The sequence below is a fragment of the Burkholderia sp. E168m15 genome, from assembly GCF_016586105.1.
GTDB classification, from domain to species: Bacteria; Pseudomonadota; Gammaproteobacteria; order Burkholderiales; family Burkholderiaceae; genus Burkholderia; species Burkholderia orbicola.
Map to the genome: position 1 here is coordinate 22,499 of NZ_BCPO01000096.1, position 21,753 is coordinate 44,251.

The following is a 21,753-nucleotide window of genomic DNA, read 5'->3' on the forward strand; positions in this document are numbered from 1 at the left end:
GAACCGGTTCCAACTACCATACCGGCCGCAGCGGGCATGCCCGCCGCGTCGTCGCGCGCGGACGTCGCCGGTCTCGCACCGCCGGGTGGATGTCGGCGCGCGCGCGCTACTCGCAACAGCCCGTCAGAACAACGGGCTCGCCGCCCGGAGACATACAACCTTGACGTCCCCCTCTCCCTAAAGGGAGAGGATTCCCACATCTGGCGATGCACGTCCGCATCGGAGAATGTTCAACGCAGCGTTGGTATCTCGATCATGCTCGACACCACATCTACTGCAGGCCCACTCTCTTATTCTCAGTCCCGCGATACCTTTCGGCCGCGTCGTGCTGTCTTTCGACCCGCACGCCGAACAGGACTGGGTCGAACCGCTTTCGTCGACTTCCTCGAACGTGGCTCCGTGCGCCATCGCTTTGTAACGGAGTTTGTTTCGGAAGGACGACCAGGATGCGTCGTAGACGCTCTTCGCCATCCTGGTTCTGGCGAGTTTTGCGGCCGACACGTTGCCGACCGCGATGTAATCGAAGCGCCGCACCAGATCGAGCGCGAGCTTGTGCTGGAAGTCGGCGCGGGCATTGGCGATCTTTGCGTGCAGCTTCGCGATATGTCGCTTGTGCTTTCGTGCTCGCTGCGCTTTCGCCAGATTTTCCGCCGCTCGTCGACCGAACCGGTCATTGGGCAGCTTCTCGCCGGTCGAAAGTGTGGCGAAGTCTTTCAGGCCGAGATCGATGCCAACACCGGAGCGAATCGGGCGAGCCTGAACATCCGGCATCTCGATCACGATATTGAGAAACCAATTACCACGCGCGTCCTGCGCGAAGTTGCTCCCGTCCTTGATCTTGCCTTCGGGAAGCGGTCGACTGTTGAACACGCGAAACGTGTTGCCGGCGAAACGAAACGCGTCGCCCTCGCGCTTCAGGTCACGCCCCTTCAGCGGCACCCAGCCCAGCGATTTCCTGCCGCGATAGCGCAGATAAGGGCGTCGACACTGACTGCGCGACTTCGCATATTGCTCGCACGTCGCGTTGATCGTGCCGGAGTGAATACCGAGTTCCTTGCTGCTGCCGGTCGTCAGCACGTTCAGGTCGAATCCCGTCGGCCACTTCTTGCTCCACTTGAGCGCGTGCTTCTGCGTGTCGTTGCAGAAGTTCCAGACGTAGTTCACCGCGCGGCCCTGCTTGTTAAGCAGTCCGTTGAGCGATTTCACCCGGTAGCGGTAGACAAGAATCATGCCGGTGATCCTAACCCGTGGAAGAAGCTGCCTGTCAACAGCATTCCTTTCCTTCCCGCCATCAATGGCGGGGTTTCTCGGAGCAACTGATGAACAAGCAACTGATCGCAGCGCCGCTGCTGCTCTCGCTCGCGAGTGTCGCCGCCGCGCAAAGCTCCGTCACGCTGTACGGCATCGTCGATGCGGGCGTGACCTATCGCAGCAACGAACGGGTCGGCTCGGCGGGCGCGTACACCGGGCATTCGAGCGTCGGGCTCACGACCGGCAACCTGTCCGGCAGCCGGTGGGGCATCAAGGGTTCCGAGGATCTCGGCGGCGGGATGCGCGCGCTGTTCGTTCTCGAGAACGGCTTCGACATCACCAACGGCACGTCCGGCCAGGGCGGCCGCCAGTTCGGCCGGCAGGCGTTCGTCGGCGTCGGCAGCGACCGCTACGGCACGGTCACGCTCGGCCGCCAGTACACGTCGCTCGACGATTTCGTGAGCCCGGTCGGCCCGTCGTCGTTCATCGGCGGCTTCGGCGCGCACCCGGGCGACATCGACGATCTCGACCAGACCGCGCGCGTCGACAGCTCGATCAAGTACACGAGCGCGAACTACTCGGGCTTCACGTTCGGCGCGCTGTACGGCTTCGGCGGCCAGCCGGGCAGCATGAAGCAGCGCAACACGTGGAGCGTCGGCGCCGCATACGCGGCCGGCCCGCTGCGTGTGGGCGTCGGCTACGAGCGCTCGGACAACAGCAAGAAGGGCGCGACCGACCCGACGGCGGGCAAGTGGCAGAGCACCGACGACGGGCTGTTCAATTCGTCGATCAACGAAGGCTATGCGAGCGCGCAGTCGCAGCAGGTGATCGCGACCGGCGCGACGTACGACTTCGGCCCGGCCGTCGTCGGCGTGAACTACAGCAACGTGCAGTACCGCGGCGGCGCGCAGTCGTTGTTCAGCGGCCATGCGACGTTCAACGTCGCGGGCGTGTTCACGCGCTGGAACGTGCAGCCGCAGACGCAGCTGTTCGCGGGCTACAGCTACACGCGCGGCAGCGACGTCGACGGTATCGACAACCGCGCGCAGTATCACAACGTCACGCTCGGCGCGGTCTACGACCTGTCGAAGCGCACCAGCGTGTACCTGCTCGGCGCGTACCAGCATGCGTCCGGCACGACGCTCGACGCGCTCGGCCGGCCGGTGGCCGCGACTGCGTCGGTGTCCGACAAGGCGAACGGCCATTCGTCCGATTCGCGGTCGCAGGCGATCGTGAGCCTCGGGCTGCGCCAGAAGTTCTGACGCAGCAGTCGTTGCGCGTGCAACGGGGCTCGCAGCCGATGCGGGCCCCGTTGTCGGCATGCTCGTCCGCAGCCGACGATGCACTGTTCCACCGGCCACGCGTGATCGACGTCGTCGATGCGCTGCCGAAATACGTCGACGGCCGGGCCGGCCCGACGCGCGATCCGGCGAGCTGAACGATCGCCGCCGCGTGCCGGTACGGCCGGTGCGCGGTTTTCCCCTCCGTATTCCCCCTTTCCCTCCCGCTTTGCCTTCCGTGCGCGAAATCGCAAAAATCCGATCGCGCCGGACAATATTTTTTCTCTTTCATTTTGATTTCGATTTGTAATAATCAAAGTGACTTCCGGGGAATGAAAATGCAATGCGGTCATATCAGAAAAAATGACGTATTCGCATTGAATGACCCGGAACAAAATGCCGGGAAATGCGCTGAAACCGCGTGGCTGGCAGGCTGTCGTGGCGCGGTTTCGGAGATTTTGCGATCGTTGACGAAAAAGCGCCGTACGGCAAAACGCGTGAAGTGAATAATTCGGGGGAACGGCGAATGCGGATTTACCGGAATCACCAATATTTCATGCGCCGCGATTTACAGTGTCGATCATTGTTCGTCTGGGAGCATTATTCATGTCAATGAAACAAATCCGCGCGGCGTTGCTGATCATGTGCATGGCGATGTGGGCGCCGGCTAGCCACGCGCAGGCGCAATACTCGACCGACTGGCTCGCGAACACGTACGGCACGCTGGCCTCGCACGTCGGTAACGGCGCGCGCTCGATGTGGGTCGCGCCCGAAGGCGTGATCTACACGGCGTCGCGCTGGGACGAGAACGCGGGCGGCGTCGCGATCTACCAGAACGGCCAGCTGCTCGGCACGATCGGCATCCACGACGAATTCCATGGCGGCGCGATCACCGGCAATTCGACGTCGCTGTTCGTCGCGCTCGGCTACAACCGCACGTTCGGCAGCGGCTCGGTGGGCCGCTACAACCGGAGCACGAACCAGCGCGACCTGCGCATTCCGGTCAGCACGTGGACGGGCATCCAGTATGCGGACGTGATCACGGGCCTCGCGACGGGCGGCAACCTGCTGTACGTGAGCGACTTCTACGGCAACCGCGTGCGCGTCTATACGACCGATGGCGTGTGGCAGCGCGACATCGGCGTCACGGGCCCTGGCGCGCTGGCGCTCGATGCGGCCGGCAACCTGTGGGTCGCGCGCAAGAGCGCGGGCGTCGTCGCGCAGTTCAGCCCGACCGGTACGGCGATGAACACGCTCCAGATGGCGGCCGGCGCGCGGCCGGCGTCGCTGTACTTCGATGCGTCGATGGGCCGGTTGATGGTGGGCGACGAAGGGCCCGACATGAACATCAAGCTATACGGCGGGCTGCCCGGGCTGCCGGTGCAGGTCGGCACGTTCGGCGTGCAGGGCGGCTATCTCGATACGACCACGGGCATCAAGGGGCAGGTCGGCGACAAGCGCTTCACGCGCGTCGCGGCGCTCGGCAAGGATGCGGCCGGCAACCTGTACGTGCTGAACAACGCCTGGGGCGGCGGCTGGGATCTCGGCCGCAACGGCAGCACCGATCTGCATGCGTACAGCCCGGTCGGCACGCTGCAATGGAAGTTGCAGGCGCTGAACTTCGAGGGAATCGCCGCGCCCGATCCGGTGACGGACGGGACGTTGTTCTACAGCGGCAACAACATATATACGGGCACCGCGGGCGGCACGTTCGTCGCGAACACGGTCGACCCGTTCACCTATCCGAAGGACCCGCGCCTCGACATGAACGACTATCAGCGCGGCCAGCACTTCGGGCAGCTCGTGAGCGTTGGCGGCAACCGGATCCTCGTCGCGTCGGGCCAGAACCCGGGCAACTTCAACTTCTACTACTTCAACACCGCGAGCGGCTACATCGCGATTCCGGCCGGTTCGCTGCCCGGCAAGCCGTTCAACACGACGCTGCAGGTGACGGCCGGTTTCGACATCGACGGCAACGGCGACGTGTGGGCCGGCCTGAACGGCTCCAACGTGATCACGCGCTACCCGATGACGGGCTTCGACGCGACCGGCAAGCCGTCGTGGGGCAAGCCGGTGACGACGGCCGTGCCGAGCAGCGTGGCGCCCGTCACGCGCATCATCTATCAGGCCGACAGCGACACGATGATCCTGGCGCAGGGCCTGGCAGGCAACTGGGACTGGACCGCGATGAACGGGCACATCGAGGTTTATCACGGCTGGAAGAACGGCAACACGAGCGCGCCGAACCCGGTGATAAACCTGACGAGCGCGAACCCGAAATCGATCGCGGCGGCCGGCCACTACCTGTTCGTCGGCTATGTGCACACGGTGCCGAACATCGACATATACGACCTGAACACCGGCGCGCTCGTCACGACGCTGACGAATTCGAACCCGTCGGCGATGGACGTCGGCAACGACGTCGACTCGATGTACGGCGTGCGCGCGTACCTGCGTTCGACCGGCGAGTACGTGATCACGAAGGACAACTACAACGGGTCGAGCATCGTCGTGTATCGCTGGCGTCCGTGAGCGCGCCGGGGCGTCAGAACGATACCGTGGTCGTCAGCGTGACGAGCCGCGGCTCGCCGACCGCGACGATCAGGTTGCTGTTGCTCGACGGATAGTAGGTCTTGTCGAGCAGGTTCTTCACGTTGAGCTGGAAGCGGGTCGGAAACTTGCCGATCGTCGTTTCGTACGCCGCGAACGCGTCGACGCTCACGTAGCCGGGCAGCGTGAAGCTGTTCGCGGTGTCGCCGGAGCGGGCGCCGACGAGACGCGCGCCGCCGCCGAAGCGCCAGCGCCCGGGCAGGTTCGCGATGGCCGTGTCGTATACCGCGAACAGGCTGCCCGTGTGGCGCGCGACGTTGACGAGCGGCGTGTTGCTGTCACGATCGTTCGCGTTCGTATACGCATAGCTGCCGATCACGCTCAGGTGGCGCGTGATCTGCCCGGCCACGTCGAGCTCGATCCCGCGCGAGCGCGCGGTGCCGATCGTCGACGTGAGGTCGCCGACCGTGACCGCGACGTTGCGCTTGTCGATCTGGTACACGGCGAGCGTGCCCGTGATCGCGGGCTTCAGGCTGAACTTCAGCCCGGCCTCGAGCACGCGGCCATATTCCGGCGCGAGCGGCGCCGCGACGTTCGACGCGACGTTCGGCTTGAACGAGCGGCTCACGTTCGCATAGGCGGTGAGCGCCGGCGTGAGCGCATACGCGAGCCCGAACTGCGGCAGCCAGACGCTGCCGCGCGAGCGGTCGGCGAACACGAACGGCCGGCCCATTCCCGATTCCTGCTGCCAGTTTTCCCAGCGCAGCCCGCCTACCGCGGTGAGGCGGTCGGTGATCTTCACCGAGTCCTGCACGATCGTCGAATACGCATGCACGACCGAGCGCGAATCGCTCTGCTTCGCGTTGGCCATGCCGCCCGGCGCGAGCAGGCCATACACGGGATCGTAGAGATTGAAGCCCGTCGTCGCCTTGCCGCGGATCGTGTCGCCGCGGAAGCTGCGCTGCCGCTCGTATTCGCCGCCGACGTAGATCGCGTGCTGCATGCCCGCGAGCGTCACGTTGCCGAGCAGCCCGAGCGTCGCGATCTGGTCGGAATCGTTGCGCCCGAGGTTCGCGTCGGACGAGCGCGTCAGCGCGCCGGTTCTGCTGTTGAACGCGGTGGCGCGGGTGATGAACTGATCGTAGCGGTCGCGGCCCCAACCGTAAGTCGCGCGCACGCGCCAAGCATCGGAGAAGCGGTGCTCGATGCGCGTGCGCAGCGTTTCCTGGATGCCGCTGCTTTGCGACCACGCTTCCTCGTAGCGGCGATAGCGCAGTGCCTCGTCGAGCTGGCCGTTCACGAGCACGGTGCCGCGGTCGAACGGCATCGTGTAGTCGACGTACTGGTAGCTGACGTCGATCGACGTGTTCGCGTCGTGCCACGACAGCGCGGGCGCGATCAGCGCGTTGCGTTCGCGGCCGAAGCTGCGCCAGTAGCGGCTCGTGTCGTATTCGCCGGTCAGCCGGAAGGCGAGCGTGCCGCCCGCGACCTGGCCGGGCTTGCCGAGCGGCCCCGTGAGATCGAACTGTGCGTTGCTGCCGCCGTGGTTCGTGCGCGACGCGGAGATCGAGCCGCCGAACGTGTCTTCCGGCTTGCGCGTGACGAGGTTGATCACGCCGCCCGGGTCCTGCATCCCGTACAGCAGCGAAGCGGGGCCCTTCAGTACTTCGACGCGATCGATCGTCGCGAGATAGCTGTGCAGCACCGGCGTGCGCACGCCGTCGACCAGCACCGAGCCGTCGTTGTTCGATCCGAAGCCGCGCTTGATGAACGCGTCGCGCGTGCCGCCGAGCGTGTTGGTCTGCGTGACGCCGCTGATGTTGCCGAGCACGTCGTCGAGCGAGCGCGCCTGCTGGTCCTGCATCACGCTGCTGCTGACCACCGCGACCGATTGCGGGATCTCCTTCAGCGCCCGGGCGTCGCCGCCCGCGATGTTCGTCGTGCGCGGCTGATAGCCGATCGTCGGATCGACGGCGGCCGAGGCGTTGATGCTGATCGCCGGGAGTTCGTGTTCGGCGGCCGGCGCGGCGGCGGGCGCGGGCGCAACGGGTTCGGCGCCGGCCGCATGCGCGCCGCTCGCGACGCACAGGGTGAGCAGGGCAGGCAGGGGCATGCGCCACGGATGCAAGGTCCGGGCGCGGCAGGGCGTTCGACGGGATGGCATGAATCGATGCAGGAAGAGGAATGCTAAGGATCGTGTGGCGGGTGGCAGTGTTGCGGTGGGATCAGCGTGCGCATGATATATGTAATGAGAATCGTTTTCAATTGTAATGGGGCGGCCAGCCATGCGCGGTACTCGGTTGCCGGGCTGCCGGCCGTCTGCTACCGTAGCGGCCAAAATCAGACGCAGTGAAATTCAACGAGAGAGCCGGGGGCCGCACCATGTCATCTTCCTGTCCCGTCGCGTTCGGCGCGACGCCACGCACCGCGCACGCGCGTGCGGGCGATGAAGTGATCGCAGCCGTGTACCGCCATTCGAACGATTAAAGCGACGCAAGCGCATTCAATCGGCATCGCGCCGGGCTTCGATCATTTCAACCACCACGCTAGACGGGAGACCACCCATGAAGAAGATTTCCGCGCCGTTCACGGCGGCCGCGCTGGCGGCCTGCGCGCTGTTGGCGGGCGTTCAGCAGGCCGCCCGTGCGGCTTCGAACGCCGAACCCGCGATCGACGCGCACTACGGCGCCGTGATCGAGGCCTATACGCAGGACATGGCCGCCGCGAAGACGAAGTACGACGGCAAGCGCCTCACGTTCGTCGGCGCCGTGATCCGGATGGGCAGCGACCCGGGCGGCACGTACTTCGGCGCGCTGACGGCCGACGGCGAGCAGTTCGACACGCATTTCGACGTGCCTGACCAGGATGCGCTGAAGCCGAAATTCCCCGGCGGCGAGATCAAGCCGTTCGTCACGTCGTCGGCGTTCCGGTTCAGCTGCGTGAACGAAGGCTATATCGATGCGCCGGTGCTGCCGGGGTTGAAGCTCGCGCATTGCCGGCTGGCCGATTGAGCCGAGCGATGGGCGCGGGCCGGCGTGCGAGGGCCAAGCCGGCTCGGGTGCAGCAGCAGCCGCTCGATCACGCGCCGCGCGCGATCTTGATTGATGGCCGGGCAGGATGGGCCATCGATCGTCTCCCGTAGGGTGGTCAGCCGCCGCGTGTCGGGCGGTCCGTCTACCGCCTGCGGATCTACAGATCGAGTACCAGCAGGTCGGTGCGCGATCGTGAGCAGCACGGCATGAACTGGTCGCCGGCCGCCTTTTCGTCGTCGGTCAAGTACGTATCACGATGATCGGGCTCGCCTTCGAGCACGCGAGTCAGGCAGGTACCGCACACGCCTTGCTCGCACGACGTCAGCACGTCGACGCCGTTCGCCGCCAGCGCCGCGATCACCGTGCATTCGGCCGGCACGTCGATCACCTTGCCGCTGCTCGCGATTTGCACCTGGAATGCGCGGTCGGCGCCGGACGACACGACCGCGCCGCCGAAGAACTCATAGTGCAGCCGGGCTTCGCTCCACTCGCGCTCGCGCGCGGCGTTCAGCACCGCATCCATGAAGCCGCGCGGGCCGCATACGTACAGATGCGTGCCGTCGGGCGCGCCGGCGAGCACGGCAGCCAGATCGAAGCGTTGCGCGGGATCGCCGTCGTCGACGTGGAAGCGGACGCGATCGTGAAACCCTGCCGCATTGATCCGCTCGACGAAGGCCATGCGATCGGTCGAACGCGCGCAGTAATGCATGTCGAACGGCATGCCGGCCGAAAACAGCCGTTCCGCCATGGCGAGAATCGGCGTGACACCGATCCCGCCGGCGAACAGCAGATGGTGCGGCGCGTCGGGCGCGAGCGGGAATTGATTGCGCGGCAGGCCAATCCGCACGGTATCGCCTTGCCGGATTTCGTCGTGAATCGCGCGCGACCCGCCGCGGCCATCGGCCTCGCGCAGCACCGCGATCTGGTAGCGATCGCGTTGCTCCGGATGGTTGCACAGCGAGTACTGGCGCACGAGCCCGCCCGGCAGATGCACGTCGATATGGGCGCCGGCGTCGAAGCGCGGCAAGGGCGAGCCGTCATCGCTGACGAGTTCGAAGCCGCAGATGTCGCGCGCTTCCTGCCACTTGCGCGCGACCCGAACCGTCAAGGTCGCGCCGCTCATGACGCCGCCTTGACCTGCGCGACCGGAATCACGGGCCGCTGCGGGCTCGCCGCGTGTTCGGCGGCGAGCAGCCGGTCGATCACCTTGCGCGACAGCACGCCGCCGGCATCGATGTTGAGCTTGAGGAGCGTGCGCTCGGGCCATTGCTCGAGATTGCGCTGCTGGCGCTCGAGCATTTCGAGATCCTCCGCGAAGATCTTGCCCTGGCCTTCGCGGATCTCGGCGGTCAGCGCGGCGTCGTCGGGCCGGAAGTTGCGCGCCATCCCCCAGAAGTACCAGATCGACGTGTCGGTCTCGGGCGTGATGAAGTCGACCACGATCGACGACGCCTTCTTGTTCGGCGGCGCATCGTAGCCGCCGTGGCCCGCATGCGCGACGCCTACTTCGATCATCACGTGGCTCGGCGGCGTGAAGCGGCAGATCTGCCAGCGGTCGACCGGGATGTCGTCGGCGAGCCCGTTGCCGCGCAGCGCCATTCGCCAGAACGGCGGCGGCATCACGTTTTCCATGAAGCGGCTCGTGACGACTTCGTCGCCATGGCTGGTGGTCTTCGGCGGCGCTTCGTCGATCTCCTTCTGGCCGATGCTCGACGCATGCACGTAGGTTTCGTGCGTGAGGTCCATCAGGTTGTCGATCATCAGCCGGTAATCGCAGCGGATGTGATACAGGCCGCCGCCGTGCGCCCAGGCCGGGTCCTCGGCCCAGGCCAGCGCCGGCAGTTTGGCGGGATCGGCTTCGGACGCATCGCCCGGCCAGACCCACACGAAGCCGTACCGCTCGACCGCCGGGAAGCTGCGAATCGACGGAAACCCGCCGACCCGCTGGCCCGGCATGCCGGCCGGCTTGCCGTTGCAGCCCATTTCGAGCCCGTGATAGCCGCACACGAGCACGCCGTCGCGCACGAACCCGAGCGACAGCGGCGCGCCGCGGTGCGGACAGAAATCCTCGAGCGCCGCGACCTGGCCGTCCGCCGCGCGGTACAGCACCATCGATTCGTTGCAGATCTTGCGGCCCAGCGGCTTGCCGTCGATCTCGTCGGGCGTGCACGCCACGTACCACGCGTTCTTGAGAAACATGTTCCTTGTCTCCTTCGGGACGGTGCCGCCGGGGAAGCGGCCCGATCTTCATTCCGTGTACTGAATGAGATTCAGTGTACTCATCGATATGGGCCGGAGCAAGGCGGGCGGTATACTGGTTTTCCCGGGAAATGGCGCGACGCAGCGCCATGCCGCCGGTGCGCGCAACCGGTGCGTGCCGCCTAAGTCATCGACTCATTCATGGAAAAAACGACTCCCGCCGACCTGCCGGCTTTCCCGATCGACCTGTACGACGAACCCGGGCACCTGATCCGGCGCGCGCACCAGATCGCGGTCGCGATGTTCTACGAGAAGCTGGGCCGGGACGTGACGCCCGTGCAGTACGCGGTGCTGCGGATGCTGTACGAGAATCCGGGGCTCGATCAGGTGACGCTCGCGCAGCGGGTCGCGCTCGACACGTCGACCACGGCCGATCTCGCGGTGCGGCTCGAAGCGAAGGGATTGATCGTCCGCGAAGTGCTGCCGCGGCGTCAGCGGCGCCTGCTGTTGACGCCGGCGGGCGTCGAGCTGCTCACCCACCTGATTCCGTCGGTGACGGAGTTGCGGGCCGGGCTGTTCGACGGGATGGGCGAGGACGATTCGCAGGAACTGATGCGCCTGCTACGCAAGTTCGTGCATTTGAACAACGAGCAGAGCCGCGCGCCGCTGCGGGTGAGCGAGGATTCGTAGCGGCGCGGCGCCCGGCGCGATGGCGCAGAAGGGCGGCGTGCGCCGCCCTGGCCGTCAGCCGCGTGATGCTTCGCCTTCCAGCCGCCGCACCGCTTCCGCGACTTCGTTCCTGAAGCGCACCAGCGCCGCCTGCTCCGGCGCCGGCGGCTGCACGGCGGCCCACAGCATGTCGATCAACTGCGTGGCCGTCGTTTCCGTATCGAGCTTGCGGTGCCCGAGGATCGCATCCCACAGCACGTGCTCCATCGGCCCGAACACCATCGAGCGCAGCAGGCTCAGCGGCAGATCCGCGCGAACCTGCCCGGCCGCCTGGCCGCGTGCGAGCACGTCCATCAGCGGCGCCGTGTAGCGGCGTTGCAGCGCGGTGAGCTCGTCGCTCAGCGCATGCTGCTTCGCGCGGCCTTCCGACAGCACCAGCGCGCACAGCCCCGTGCCGTTCACGAGCATCAGCCGCAGGTGGGTGCGCACGATGAACGCGAACTGCTGCTGCACCGACGCCTCCCGCGGCATCCCGTGTTCGAACGCGGCGATGATTTCGTCGTACCAGTCGGCGATCACGCGCGCGCACAGCTCGCGTTTGCCGCGGAAATAGCTGAACACCGTCGCCTCCGATACCCCCACGCGCTGCGCGATCTCGGCGGCCGTCGCATGCTCGTAACCTTTTTCGGCGAACACTTCACGGCCGGCGCGCAGGATGTCCTGCACGCGCTGCTGGGATTTGCGGCCGGCGGGTGCGCGCGACGAGTCGGCGCGGTCGGCTTTGGCGGTGGCGGTCATGGTGTCGGCGGGAGCGGCTGTCATGCTCGCATCATATCTGAGTATCACTCAGAAAACTATTGACGCCGAACCGGGCGAGGCGCGAAACTGTGCAAAATTTCCGCTGTATTGGTCAATGAATCGACGTATTCATTCGATTTGAGCGAAACTCAGAAATCGGTGAGTGCGACACACTTTCTGGAGACGGAGGAGACATGATCAACCTGCCCGGCGTGCAATTCATGCTCGGTGAAGACATCGAGATGCTGCGCGACGCCGTCGCGACGTTTGCGGCGAAGGAAATCACGCCGCGCGCGGCGGAGGTCGACCGCACCGACCAGTTCCCGATGGATCTGTGGAAGAAGTTCGGCGATCTCGGCGTGCTCGGCATGACCGTCTCCGAGGAATACGGCGGCGCGAACATGGGCTACACCGCGCACATGGTCGCGATGGAGGAGATCTCGCGCGCGTCGGCGTCGATCGGCCTGTCGTACGGCGCGCACTCGAACCTGTGCGTGAACCAGATCCACCGCAACGGCACCGAAGCGCAAAAGCAGAAATACCTGCCGAAGCTCGTGTCGGGCGAACACATCGGCGCGCTCGCGATGAGCGAGCCGAACGCCGGCTCCGACGTCGTCAGCATGAAGCTGCGCGCGGACAAGCGCGGCGACCGCTACGTGCTCAACGGTACGAAGATGTGGATCACCAACGGCCCCGATTGCGACACGCTGGTCGTCTACGCGAAGACCGATATCGAAGCCGGCCCGCGCGGCATCACCGCCTTCATTGTCGAGAAGGGGATGAAGGGCTTCTCGGTCGCGCAGAAGCTCGACAAGCTCGGCATGCGCGGTTCGCACACGGGCGAGCTGGTGTTCCAGGACGTCGAGGTGCCGGAAGAGAACATCCTCGGCCAGTTGAACGGCGGCGTGAAGGTGCTGATGAGCGGCCTCGACTACGAGCGCGCGGTGCTGTCGGGTGGGCCGACGGGCATCATGGCCGCGTGTCTCGACGCGGTCGTGCCGTACATCCACGACCGCAAGCAGTTCGGCCAGGCGATCGGCGAATTCCAGCTGATCCAGGGCAAGGTCGCCGACATGTACACGACGTTCCAGGCGTGCCGCGCGTACCTGTATGCGGTCGGCCGCCATCTCGACTCGGCGGGCAGCGACCACATTCGCCAGGTGCGCAAGGACTGCGCGGGCGTGATCCTCTACACGGCCGAGAAGGCGACGTGGATGGCTGGCGAGGCGATCCAGATCCTCGGCGGCAACGGCTACATCAACGAATACCCGGTCGGCCGCCTGTGGCGCGATGCGAAGCTCTACGAGATCGGTGCCGGCACGAGTGAGATCCGCCGGATGCTGATCGGCCGCGAGCTGTTCGCGGAAACGATGTAACGCCCCACGTCACGGAACGGAGCCCCGTCGATGCCGATCATCGAATCGAAACTGAACCCGCGTTCGGAAGACTTCCGCGCGAATGCCGCGGCGCTCGAGGCGGTCGTCGCCGACCTGCGCGTGAAGATCGAACAGCTCGCGCAGGGCGGCGGCCAGGCCGCGCGCGACAAGCACCTGTCGCGCGGCAAGCTGCTGCCGCGCGATCGCATCGCGCAACTGCTCGATCCGGGCGCGCCGTTCCTCGAGTTCTCGCAACTCGCGGCGAACGGCATGTACAACGACGACGCGCCGGGCGCGGGCGTCATCACCGGGATCGGGCGCATCGCCGGCCGCGAATGCGTGATCGTGTGCAACGACGCGACGGTCAAGGGCGGCACCTACTACCCGGTCACAGTGAAGAAGCACGTACGCGCGCAGGAAATCGCCGCGGAAAACCGGCTGCCGTGCGTGTACCTCGTCGACTCGGGCGGCGCGAACTTGCCGAACCAGGACGACGTGTTTCCCGATCGCGACCACTTCGGCCGCATCTTCTTCAACCAGGCGACGATGTCGGCGGCGGGGATCGCGCAGATCGCCGTCGTGATGGGCTCGTGCACGGCCGGCGGCGCATACGTGCCGGCGATGAGCGACGAGTCGATCATCGTGAAGGACCAGGGCACGATTTTCCTCGGCGGGCCGCCGCTCGTGAAGGCCGCGACCGGCGAGGAAGTGAGCGCCGAGGATCTCGGCGGCGGCGACGTGCATACGCGCCTGTCGGGCGTGGCCGACCATCTCGCGCAGAACGACGCGCATGCGCTGTCGATCGCGCGCAACATCGTCGGTCACCTCGCGCCGAAGATCGCGCCGCCGCTCGCGCTGCGCGAGCCGAAGCCGCCGCGCTACGACGCGAAGAGCCTGTACGGCGTGATTCCGGTCGATACGCGCAAGCCGTTCGACGTGCGCGAGGTGATCGCGCGCATCGTCGACGATTCGGAATTCGACGAATTCAAGGCGCGCTTCGGCACGACGCTCGTCACGGGCTTCGCGCACATCTGGGGCCATCCGGTCGGGATCGTCGCGAACAACGGCATCCTGTTCTCCGAATCGGCGGTGAAGGGCGCGCATTTCATCGAGCTGTGCTGCCAGCGCAAGATCCCGCTCGTATTCCTGCAGAACATCACGGGCTTCATGGTCGGGCGCAAGTACGAGAACGAAGGCATCGCGCGGCATGGCGCGAAGATGGTGACGGCCGTGTCGAACGCGAAGGTGCCGAAGTTCACGGTGATCATCGGCGGCTCGTTCGGCGCCGGCAACTACGGGATGTGCGGCCGCGCGTTCGGCCCGCGTTTCCTGTGGATGTGGCCGAATGCACGGATCTCCGTGATGGGCGGCGAGCAGGCCGCATCGGTGCTCGCGACCGTGCGTCGCGATGGCATCGAGGCGAAGGGCGGGTCGTGGTCGGCCGAGGAAGAGGACGCGTTCAAGCAGCCGATTCGCGACCAGTACGAGCGCCAGGGCCATCCGTATTACGCGAGCGCGCGGCTGTGGGACGACGGCGTGATCGATCCCGCGCAGACGCGCGACGTGCTCGGGCTCGGCCTGGCCGCGTCGATGAACGCGCCGATCGACGACACGCGCTTCGGCGTGTTCCGCATGTAACGCCCGGGAGGACTGACCGATGCGATACGAAACGATCAAGGTAAGCGAAGCCGGCCGCGTGGCGACCGTCACGCTCGCGCGTCCCGACGTGCGCAACGCGTTCAACGAGACGACGATCGCCGAGCTGACCACCGCGTTCGAATGGCTCGATGCGCACGAAGGCGTGCGCGCGATCGTGCTGGCCGCGGAAGGCGCCGCATTCTGCGCGGGCGCGGACCTGAACTGGATGAAGAAGATGGCCGGCTACTCGGACGACGAGAACCGCGCCGATGCGCGCAAGCTCGCGCGCATGCTCGAAGCGATTTATCGCTGCGGCAAGCCGGTGATCGCGCGCGTGCATGGCGACGCGTATGCGGGCGGCGTGGGCCTCGTCGCGGCGGCCGACATCGCGATTGCCGCCGACGGCGTGAAGTTCTGCCTGTCGGAAGCGCGGCTCGGGCTGATTCCCGCGACGATCGCGCCGTATGTCGTGCGGGCGATGGGCGAACGTGCGGCGCGGCGCTACTTCACGACGGCCGAGGTGTTCGACAGCACGCGTGCCGCGTCGCTCGGGTTCATTCACGATGCGGTGCCGGCCGACGCGCTCGACGAAACGGTCGCGAAGCTGGCGGCGACGCTGGTCGCGAACGGCCCCGACGCGGTGAAGGCGTGCAAGCGGCTCGTCGCCGACGTGGCCGGCCGCGCGCTCGACGCGACGCTGATCGAGCAGACCGCCGAGTGGATCGCGAAGACCCGTGCCGGCGCGGAAGCGCGCGAAGGGATCGCATCCTTCCTCGAAAAGCGCACGCCGTCGTGGCGTGAATGATCGCGTGACCTCAACCTTCCGGACGACATCGAAGCCATGTTCGACAAGATTCTGATCGCCAACCGCGGCGAAATCGCGTGCCGCGTCGCCGCGACGTGCAAACGTCTCGGGATCGCGAGCGTCGCCGTCTATTCCGACGCGGATGCGAACGCGAAACACGTGGCCGCGTGCGACGAGGCCGTGCACATCGGCGGCTCGGTCGCGGCAGACAGCTACTTGCGCATCGAGCGCATCATCGAAGCCGCGCGCGCGACCGGCGCGCAGGCGATTCACCCCGGCTACGGTTTTCTGTCGGAGAACGACGATTTCGCGCAAGCGTGCGAAGCGGCCGGTATCGTGTTCATCGGGCCGCCGGTCGACGCGATCGCGGCGATGGGATCGAAGGCCGCCGCGAAGGCGCTGATGCACGCGGCCGCCGTGCCGCTCGTGCCCGGCTATCACGGCGACGACCAGGACGCGGCCAACCTGCATCGCGAGGCTGATCAGATCGGCTATCCGGTGCTGCTGAAAGCCAGCGCGGGCGGCGGCGGCAAGGGGATGCGCGTGGTCGAGCGCTCCGAGGACTTTCCCGCGGCGCTTGCATCGTGCCAGCGCGAAGCGGCAAGCAGCTTCGGCAACGATCGTGTGCTGATCGAGAAATACCTGACGCGCCCGCGTCACGTCGAGGTGCAGGTGTTTGGCGACACGCACGGCAATACCGTGTACCTGTTCGATCGCGATTGCTCGGTGCAGCGCCGTCACCAGAAGGTGCTCGAGGAAGCGCCGGCGCCGGGCCTGCATGAGGACGTGCGCCAGGCGATGGGCGAAGCGGCCGTCGCGGCCGCGCGCGCGGTCGGCTATGTCGGCGCGGGCACCGTCGAATTCATCATGACGGGCGAAGCGTTCTACTTCATGGAAATGAACACGCGCCTGCAGGTCGAGCACCCGGTGACCGAGATGGTCACGGGGCTGGATCTCGTCGAATGGCAACTGCGCGTCGCGGCGGGCGAGCCGCTGCCGCTGAAGCAGGAGGAACTGCGCGTGCAGGGCCATGCGCTCGAAGCGCGCCTTTACGCGGAGAATCCGGCGCGCGGCTTTCTGCCGTCGACGGGCACGCTGAAGCATTTGCGGTTGCCGGCAGGCGTCGAGTTCGACATCGGGGCGTCGGTGCGCGTCGACAGCGGCGTACGCGAAGGCGATGCGATCACGCCGTTCTACGATCCGATGATCGCGAAGCTGATCGTCCACGGCGCGGATCGTGCGGAAGCGCTGGGCCTGATGCTGCGTGCGCTGCGCGCGTGCGAAGTGGTCGGCCTGCATACCAACGCCGCGTTCCTGCAGCGGATCGTTGCGTGCGAGCCGTTCGCGATCGCCGATCTCGACACGGGCCTGATCGAGCGCAACCACGATGCGCTGTTCGCGCCGCAACAGCCGCCGCGTGCGACGCTTGCACTCGCCTGTGCGGCACTGCTTGCGCGCGAACGCGCCGCCGCGCAGGAAAGCGCGTCGCCGTGGAGTTCGCTGCCGGACTGGCGGCTGAACGGCGGCTATCGCCGCACGCTCGAATGGCATGCGACCGATCGCGAAGCCGACGTGACGGTCACGTACGAGGACGACGGCACCGGCACGCGCATCGCGATCGGCGACGCGGCCGCGCAACCGTTCGCGTGGACGCGCGGCGCCACGCCGCTCGATTTCGACGTGACGCTTGGCGGCGTGCGCAGCAGCGGCCGCGTGTATGCGGACGGCGACACGTTCCATGTGTTCACGCAGGGTGCGGCCGAAACGTTCGAATGGCGCAACCTGCTCGCGCATGCGGGCGACGCGGAGCAGGGCGGTGGCCGCCTGACCGCGCCGATGCCCGGCAAGGTGATCGCGGTGCTGGTCGAGCCGGGGCAGAAGGTCGAAGCCGGTACGCCGCTGATCGTGATGGAGGCGATGAAGATGGAGCACACGATCGGCGCGCCGAGCGCGGGCGTCGTCGCTGACGTGCTGTACGGTGTCGGCGATCAGGTCGCGGACGGCGCGCAGTTGCTGATGATGGCGGAAGGCTGAGCGGACCTTGTTGCTGTACGTGGGCCGGTTGCCGTGGCGGCAGGCCCGCAAGAAAGCGCTTCGTAATTTTCCGTACGCCCGTGGCCGTGGCCGCGGCGATGCGGCTTCGATATCGACAACACGCGAAGAAGCTATACGCCTAAGCAACATACATCTTTCGAAGGCCTTACGATCTTCGCCGTTCCTGCCACACCATCGCGTGCCACGCGCAGTGCGCACCTCCATCTTCCCGCCCCTCGACACCGTCGTGTAACAAGTCGAACATAGCATCTCGGCGTCGATATGACCGGCGCGGCGTCGCGTCCGCGTCACGTCATCATCCTCACGGAGAACCGTTATGCGAACGTCGGCCCTACGGCCTTTCGCGGTCGTCGGCCTGATCGCGCTGACCGCCGTCCTCGGCGCCTGCAACGACGACCTGACCGCACCCGCCGCGCCCGTCGCGCAGCAGAAGGCCGCGTGCGGCGGTGCGGTGGTCGCCACCGCGCAGATGCGCTGCCCGCCCGGCTTCACCGCGCCTGCGTCGTCGCCCGCTTCCTGATACCGGCCGTTTCCACCAGAAAACCCATCAAGAGCAACCAGCATGGCCACTCATTCGCGACGCGATTTTCTGAAGTTCTCGGCCGGCCTCGCCGGCGCGACCGCCGCCACCGCACTGCTGCCGGAATCGATCCGCAAGGCGCTGGCGATCGAGCCGAACACCGTGACGGGCACGATCCAGGACGTGCAGCACATCGTCGTGTTCATGCAGGAGAACCGCTCGTTCGACCACTATCTCGGACACCTGAGCGGCGTGCGCGGCTACAACGACCGCTTCCCGGTCACGCTGCCGAACGGCAAGCCGGTGTGGTTCCAGCCGCGCCAGGAGGACAAGTCGAGCGTGATCGCGCCGTTCCGCTACGACACGACCAATCCGGGCGTCAACGCGCAATGTATCGGCGGCCTGCCGCATACCTGGGCGACCACCCATGGCGCGATCGACAACGGCCGCGCGGATCAGTGGGCCGTGCAGAAGTCGAACATGACGATGGGCTATCACGTTCGCGACGACATCCCGTTCCACTACGCGCTCGCGGATGCGTTCACGGTGTGCGACAACTACTTCTGCTCGATCCCGGGCAACACGCACCCGAACCGCATGTACCTGATGACGGGCATGGTCGATCCGCTCGGCACGGGCGGCGGCCCGCTGCTCGACAACACCGACTACATCGACAACCAGTTCGACAAGATCCAGTTGCCGCCTTTCAGCTGGACGACCTACCCGGAACGGCTCGAACAAGCCGGCATCTCGTGGCAGATCTACCAGCAGGGCACCGGGTTCGACAACTTCACCGGCAACTACGGCACGAACATGCTGGCGTGCTTCAACAACTTCGTGAATGCGCCGGCCGGTTCGTCGCTGCAGACGCGCGGAATGAGTACGCGCCCGATCACGCAGTTGAAGGCCGACGTACAGGCGAATACGCTGCCGCAGGTGTCGTGGCTGCTGCCGCCCGCCGCGTATTCGGAGCATCCGAAGTTCACGCCGCTGTACGGCGCGTACTACCTGTCGACGATCCTCGATGCGCTGACGTCCAACCCGGACGTGTGGAGCAAGACCGTCCTGCTGATCATGTACGACGAGAACGACGGCTTCTTCGACCATGTCGTGCCGCCGTCGGCGCCGACGCTGCCGGGCTCGGGCATGAGTACCGTCGACGTGTCGCTCGAGCGGCACAACGTCGTGACCGCGACGCAAGCCGGCACCTATACGGCCGACAACCTGCCGTACGGCCTCGGCCCGCGCGTGCCGATGTTCGTCGTGTCGCCGTGGTCGAAGGGCGGCTTCGTCTGCTCGCAGGTGTTCGATCACACGTCGGTGCTGCAATTCATCGAAAAGCGCTTCGGCGTGATGGAGACCAACATCTCGCCGTGGCGCCGCGCGATCTGCGGCGACCTGACGTCGGCGCTCGACTTCTCGAAATCGGATGCGACGCTGCCGACCCTGCCGAATACGCAGGCGTACGTCGCGCAGGCGGACCTGCAATGCTCGCGTGCGTCGTCGCAGACCGCGCCGGCCAGCACCGCGCAGCAGGTCGTGACCGCGCAGGAACCCGGTACGCGGCCGGCGCGCGCGCTGCCGTACGAACTGCACGTCACCGGCCAGCTTCAGGCGCAAGGCTATGCGCTGACGTTCGCGAATACCGGCACGCAGGGCGCGCACTTCTGGGTCTATACGGGTGACCCGACCGCGATGCCGCGCCGCTATACGGTCGAAGCCGGCAAGCAGCTGACCGATACGTGGGCGCTCGATGCGAACGGCAACTATCTGGTGAGCGTGTGGGGGCCGAACGGCTATTTCCGGCGCTTCGCGGGGTCGGCGGCGGCGGATGCCGCGGCCAAGCCTGAAATCACGCCGTGCTACGACACCGCAAACGGCGACGTGTACGTGACGATCGCCAATGCGGGCACCGGCCCGCTCACGGTCACGGCGACCGATGTCGCGTACGGCGGCGCGGCGCGCACGCTGACGGTCCCGGCCGGGCAGCGCATCGAAGCGCATTGGGACCTGTCGTGCAGCAGCCACTGGTACGACCTGCAGTTCGCGGTGGCGGGCAATGCCGGCTGGACGCGCCGCATCGCGGGGCACGTCGAGACCGGCAAGCCGAGCATCACCGACCCGGCGGCCGTGGCGCCGACGATCGCGGCGATCTGACGACGGCACCTGATGCGACGACGCGCCGTCCGGTTGAATCCGGCCGGCGCGTCGTGTTTGTGCGTCGAGGGTATGGCGGCGCTGGTGTCAGGGCAGCAGCCCGTCGTCATGCGCCATCATCAGCGCACGCATCGCGGACCACATGCCGTAGTAATGCACGATGTAGCTGTCCGCGCGGCGAAACAGCCACGGCGTGTTGAGGCTGACGAGGTCGGTCACGCCTTCGCGTTGCAACTGGCCGTCGCGCTCCATCGCGCGAATGAAATGCAACTGGTCGCCGTCGCTCGCATAGACGCTCGACCGGTCGTGCAGCGCGGCAATCGTCGTCATCAGGTCGCGCAGCATCGCGTCGTTGCGTTCGGTGCGGCGAAACGCCATCACGCCGGAATTGAACGCCCATTGGCCGATATCCTGTGCGAGCAGCCAGTCGCGTCCTTCGAGCAGCGGCGCCAGCGGTTGCTGCTGGTTCGCGATCAGCACGTCGGCGTCGAGCCACACGACCCATTCATGGTGCTGCAGGTAGGCGTGCAGCAGCCACGGCTTGAACCAGTTGCCCGTCGCGTTCAGCCCGATCTCGGCGGGGATGTCGCGATGCACGTACAGCGTGTAGCCGTGCGCGTCGCAGTAGCGCCGGAAATTCCGTTCGGCGACGCGTGCATAGCTGCCGATGTTCGGCGTGTACAGCATCATCAATGCGATCGGCCGGCCGGGGTTGTACGTGCTGCGCTCGGCGGCTTCGTCCGGTGCTGCGGCCGCGTGATCGAACGTGAACAGCGGCCGGCCGGCGGCGCGGCATCGGTTGACGTACGCGACGAGCGTGTCGCGAAAGCGCGGCGTCGCGCCTTTGCGTTCGGGATCGTGCGGCGTGTCGTCGAGGCTGATCGCGAACGTCGGCTCGCGGCTCCACATCGGATCGAGGTCGGGGCCGGACGGCATGACCGCATACAGCCCGTCGATCGGCGTCATGTAGCGATGCGTATCGAGCTCCGCGAACAGCGCGGCTTCCGACGTCAGCCTCGGCTCGCTGCCGAGCTTGCAGCGCTGCGCGAGCCGCATCACGATCGCACGCACGTCCGGCGTGTTGCGCCAGATCTGCACGTCGACTTGCGGCAGCGGCGACGCGAACGCGTCGACCAGCAGCATGTCGCGCCCAGTCATCAGGCGGTCGAGCGCGACGGGCTCGATGATCGCCGCATCTTCGCTGAGCAGCAGCACCAGTTCGTCGGGTTGCGCGCCGCGCAGCACGTGCAGCAGAGATTCGTAGCGATGCAGCGGGCGCAGCGGCAGCGCCTGCGGCATGCCGGATGCATCGACGATCTCGTGACGATAGCCGTGCCCCTGCGCGTACCAGCGGTGGTTCTCGAGGCTGGCTGGCGCGTGCTGGCTGAAATGACTGAGGACGATCATCGCGCGCTCCGAACGC

Annotated in this window: 17 protein-coding genes; 11 read left to right on the plus strand and 6 right to left on the minus strand. The window is 66.5% G+C overall.

Annotated elements, in window-relative coordinates; all coding sequences use genetic code 11:
- Positions 1-177: 177 nt before the first annotated feature.
- A complete protein-coding gene (locus JMF86_RS16205; RefSeq protein ID WP_011546943.1) occupies positions 178-1,230 on the minus strand; it encodes an RNA-guided endonuclease TnpB family protein in 1,053 nt (350 codons plus the stop codon).
- An 89-nt stretch (positions 1,231-1,319) separates the two neighbouring features.
- On the opposite strand from JMF86_RS16205, the gene JMF86_RS16210 reads away from it, so the two are divergent.
- The 3 genes from JMF86_RS16210 (at position 1,320) to JMF86_RS16220 (ending at position 5,063) form a co-directional block, all read left to right on the plus strand.
- Positions 1,320-2,513, plus strand: coding sequence for a porin (locus JMF86_RS16210; RefSeq protein WP_041489351.1), 1,194 nt, complete (start codon positions 1,320-1,322; stop codon positions 2,511-2,513).
- 17 nt (positions 2,514-2,530) lie between these two features.
- Positions 2,531-2,689, plus strand: coding sequence for a hypothetical protein (locus JMF86_RS35065; protein ID WP_226292368.1), 159 nt, complete (start codon positions 2,531-2,533; stop codon positions 2,687-2,689).
- Positions 2,690-3,137: 448 nt separating this feature from the next.
- Positions 3,138-5,063: a hypothetical protein gene (locus JMF86_RS16220; protein WP_011546945.1), complete on the plus strand. Its 1,926-nt coding sequence runs from the start codon at positions 3,138-3,140 to the stop codon at positions 5,061-5,063.
- Between the two features lie 13 nt (positions 5,064-5,076).
- Here the strand turns inward: JMF86_RS16220 and JMF86_RS16225 are convergent, their stop codons facing one another.
- On the minus strand, positions 5,077-7,245 hold the full coding sequence (locus JMF86_RS16225; protein WP_011546946.1) for a TonB-dependent siderophore receptor: 2,169 nt from the start codon (positions 7,243-7,245) through the stop codon (positions 5,077-5,079).
- 400 nt (positions 7,246-7,645) lie between these two features.
- On the opposite strand from JMF86_RS16225, the gene JMF86_RS16230 reads away from it, so the two are divergent.
- Entirely contained in the window at positions 7,646-8,092 is a 447-nt protein-coding gene (locus JMF86_RS16230) for a hypothetical protein (RefSeq protein ID WP_011546947.1), read from the plus strand.
- Positions 8,093-8,270: 178 nt separating this feature from the next.
- Here JMF86_RS16230 and JMF86_RS16235 read toward each other — a convergent pair whose 3' ends face one another.
- Complete coding sequence (locus JMF86_RS16235) at positions 8,271-9,236, minus strand: PDR/VanB family oxidoreductase (protein WP_125381639.1); 966 nt, start codon at positions 9,234-9,236, stop codon at positions 8,271-8,273.
- Positions 9,233-10,312: an aromatic ring-hydroxylating dioxygenase subunit alpha gene (locus JMF86_RS16240; protein ID WP_011546949.1), complete on the minus strand. Its 1,080-nt coding sequence runs from the start codon at positions 10,310-10,312 to the stop codon at positions 9,233-9,235. Before JMF86_RS16240 ends, JMF86_RS16235 begins: the two co-directional genes overlap by 4 nt.
- Positions 10,313-10,513: 201 nt before the next feature.
- Between JMF86_RS16240 and JMF86_RS16245 the strand changes: the two genes are divergently transcribed.
- The gene (locus tag JMF86_RS16245) at positions 10,514-11,002 is read left to right on the plus strand and encodes a MarR family winged helix-turn-helix transcriptional regulator (RefSeq protein ID WP_006480545.1); all 489 of its coding nucleotides are present in this window, start codon (positions 10,514-10,516) and stop codon (positions 11,000-11,002) included.
- Between the two features lie 54 nt (positions 11,003-11,056).
- On the opposite strand, the gene JMF86_RS16250 is transcribed toward JMF86_RS16245, so the two are convergent.
- Positions 11,057-11,803, minus strand: a complete 747-nt coding sequence (locus JMF86_RS16250) for a TetR/AcrR family transcriptional regulator (RefSeq protein ID WP_011546950.1) — start codon at positions 11,801-11,803, stop codon at positions 11,057-11,059.
- Positions 11,804-11,973: 170 nt separating this feature from the next.
- Here JMF86_RS16250 and JMF86_RS16255 point away from each other — a divergent pair, with 170 nt between their 5' ends.
- From JMF86_RS16255 to JMF86_RS16280, 6 genes are all read left to right on the plus strand, one after another.
- Positions 11,974-13,155: an isovaleryl-CoA dehydrogenase gene (locus JMF86_RS16255; protein WP_006480547.1), complete on the plus strand. Its 1,182-nt coding sequence runs from the start codon at positions 11,974-11,976 to the stop codon at positions 13,153-13,155.
- A 30-nt stretch (positions 13,156-13,185) separates the two neighbouring features.
- Positions 13,186-14,793 (plus strand): carboxyl transferase domain-containing protein, encoded by a 1,608-nt coding sequence (locus JMF86_RS16260; RefSeq protein ID WP_011546951.1) that lies wholly within the window; start codon positions 13,186-13,188, stop codon positions 14,791-14,793.
- Between the two features lie 19 nt (positions 14,794-14,812).
- Positions 14,813-15,598, plus strand: a complete 786-nt coding sequence (locus JMF86_RS16265; protein WP_011546952.1) for an enoyl-CoA hydratase/isomerase family protein — start codon at positions 14,813-14,815, stop codon at positions 15,596-15,598.
- A gap of 36 nt (positions 15,599-15,634) precedes the next feature.
- Positions 15,635-17,632: an acetyl/propionyl/methylcrotonyl-CoA carboxylase subunit alpha gene (locus JMF86_RS16270; protein ID WP_201317074.1), complete on the plus strand. Its 1,998-nt coding sequence runs from the start codon at positions 15,635-15,637 to the stop codon at positions 17,630-17,632.
- Positions 17,633-17,969: 337 nt separating this feature from the next.
- Positions 17,970-18,173 carry a hypothetical protein gene (locus JMF86_RS16275; protein WP_011694854.1) on the plus strand — a complete coding sequence of 68 codons (204 nt, stop codon included), beginning with the start codon at positions 17,970-17,972 and terminating at the stop codon, positions 18,171-18,173.
- 42 nt (positions 18,174-18,215) lie between these two features.
- Positions 18,216-20,330 (plus strand): phosphocholine-specific phospholipase C, encoded by a 2,115-nt coding sequence (locus JMF86_RS16280; protein WP_011546955.1) that lies wholly within the window; start codon positions 18,216-18,218, stop codon positions 20,328-20,330.
- An 87-nt stretch (positions 20,331-20,417) separates the two neighbouring features.
- On the opposite strand, the gene JMF86_RS16285 is transcribed toward JMF86_RS16280, so the two are convergent.
- A complete protein-coding gene (locus JMF86_RS16285; protein ID WP_171984326.1) occupies positions 20,418-21,737 on the minus strand; it encodes a galactosyl transferase GMA12/MNN10 domain protein in 1,320 nt (439 codons plus the stop codon).
- Positions 21,738-21,753: the final 16 nt, after the last annotated feature.

Excerpts from the sequence above, each read along its gene's own strand:
- JMF86_RS16205 (WP_011546943.1), bottom strand. The coding sequence starts at position 1,230 with ATGATTCTTGTCTACCGCTACCGGGTGAAATCGCTCAACGGACTGCTT.
- JMF86_RS16210 (WP_041489351.1), top strand. The coding sequence starts at position 1,320 with ATGAACAAGCAACTGATCGCAGCGCCGCTGCTGCTCTCGCTCGCGAGT.
- JMF86_RS16220 (WP_011546945.1), top strand. The coding sequence starts at position 3,138 with ATGTCAATGAAACAAATCCGCGCGGCGTTGCTGATCATGTGCATGGCG.
- JMF86_RS16225 (WP_011546946.1), bottom strand. The coding sequence starts at position 7,245 with ATGCCATCCCGTCGAACGCCCTGCCGCGCCCGGACCTTGCATCCGTGG.
- JMF86_RS16230 (WP_011546947.1), top strand. The coding sequence starts at position 7,646 with ATGAAGAAGATTTCCGCGCCGTTCACGGCGGCCGCGCTGGCGGCCTGC.
- JMF86_RS16235 (WP_125381639.1), bottom strand. The coding sequence starts at position 9,236 with ATGAGCGGCGCGACCTTGACGGTTCGGGTCGCGCGCAAGTGGCAGGAA.
- JMF86_RS16240 (WP_011546949.1), bottom strand. The coding sequence starts at position 10,312 with ATGTTTCTCAAGAACGCGTGGTACGTGGCGTGCACGCCCGACGAGATC.
- JMF86_RS16245 (WP_006480545.1), top strand. The coding sequence starts at position 10,514 with ATGGAAAAAACGACTCCCGCCGACCTGCCGGCTTTCCCGATCGACCTG.
- JMF86_RS16250 (WP_011546950.1), bottom strand. The coding sequence starts at position 11,803 with ATGACAGCCGCTCCCGCCGACACCATGACCGCCACCGCCAAAGCCGAC.
- JMF86_RS16255 (WP_006480547.1), top strand. The coding sequence starts at position 11,974 with ATGATCAACCTGCCCGGCGTGCAATTCATGCTCGGTGAAGACATCGAG.
- JMF86_RS16260 (WP_011546951.1), top strand. The coding sequence starts at position 13,186 with ATGCCGATCATCGAATCGAAACTGAACCCGCGTTCGGAAGACTTCCGC.
- JMF86_RS16265 (WP_011546952.1), top strand. The coding sequence starts at position 14,813 with ATGCGATACGAAACGATCAAGGTAAGCGAAGCCGGCCGCGTGGCGACC.
- JMF86_RS16270 (WP_201317074.1), top strand. The coding sequence starts at position 15,635 with ATGTTCGACAAGATTCTGATCGCCAACCGCGGCGAAATCGCGTGCCGC.
- JMF86_RS16275 (WP_011694854.1), top strand. The coding sequence starts at position 17,970 with ATGCGAACGTCGGCCCTACGGCCTTTCGCGGTCGTCGGCCTGATCGCG.
- JMF86_RS16280 (WP_011546955.1), top strand. The coding sequence starts at position 18,216 with ATGGCCACTCATTCGCGACGCGATTTTCTGAAGTTCTCGGCCGGCCTC.
- JMF86_RS16285 (WP_171984326.1), bottom strand. The coding sequence starts at position 21,737 with ATGATCGTCCTCAGTCATTTCAGCCAGCACGCGCCAGCCAGCCTCGAG.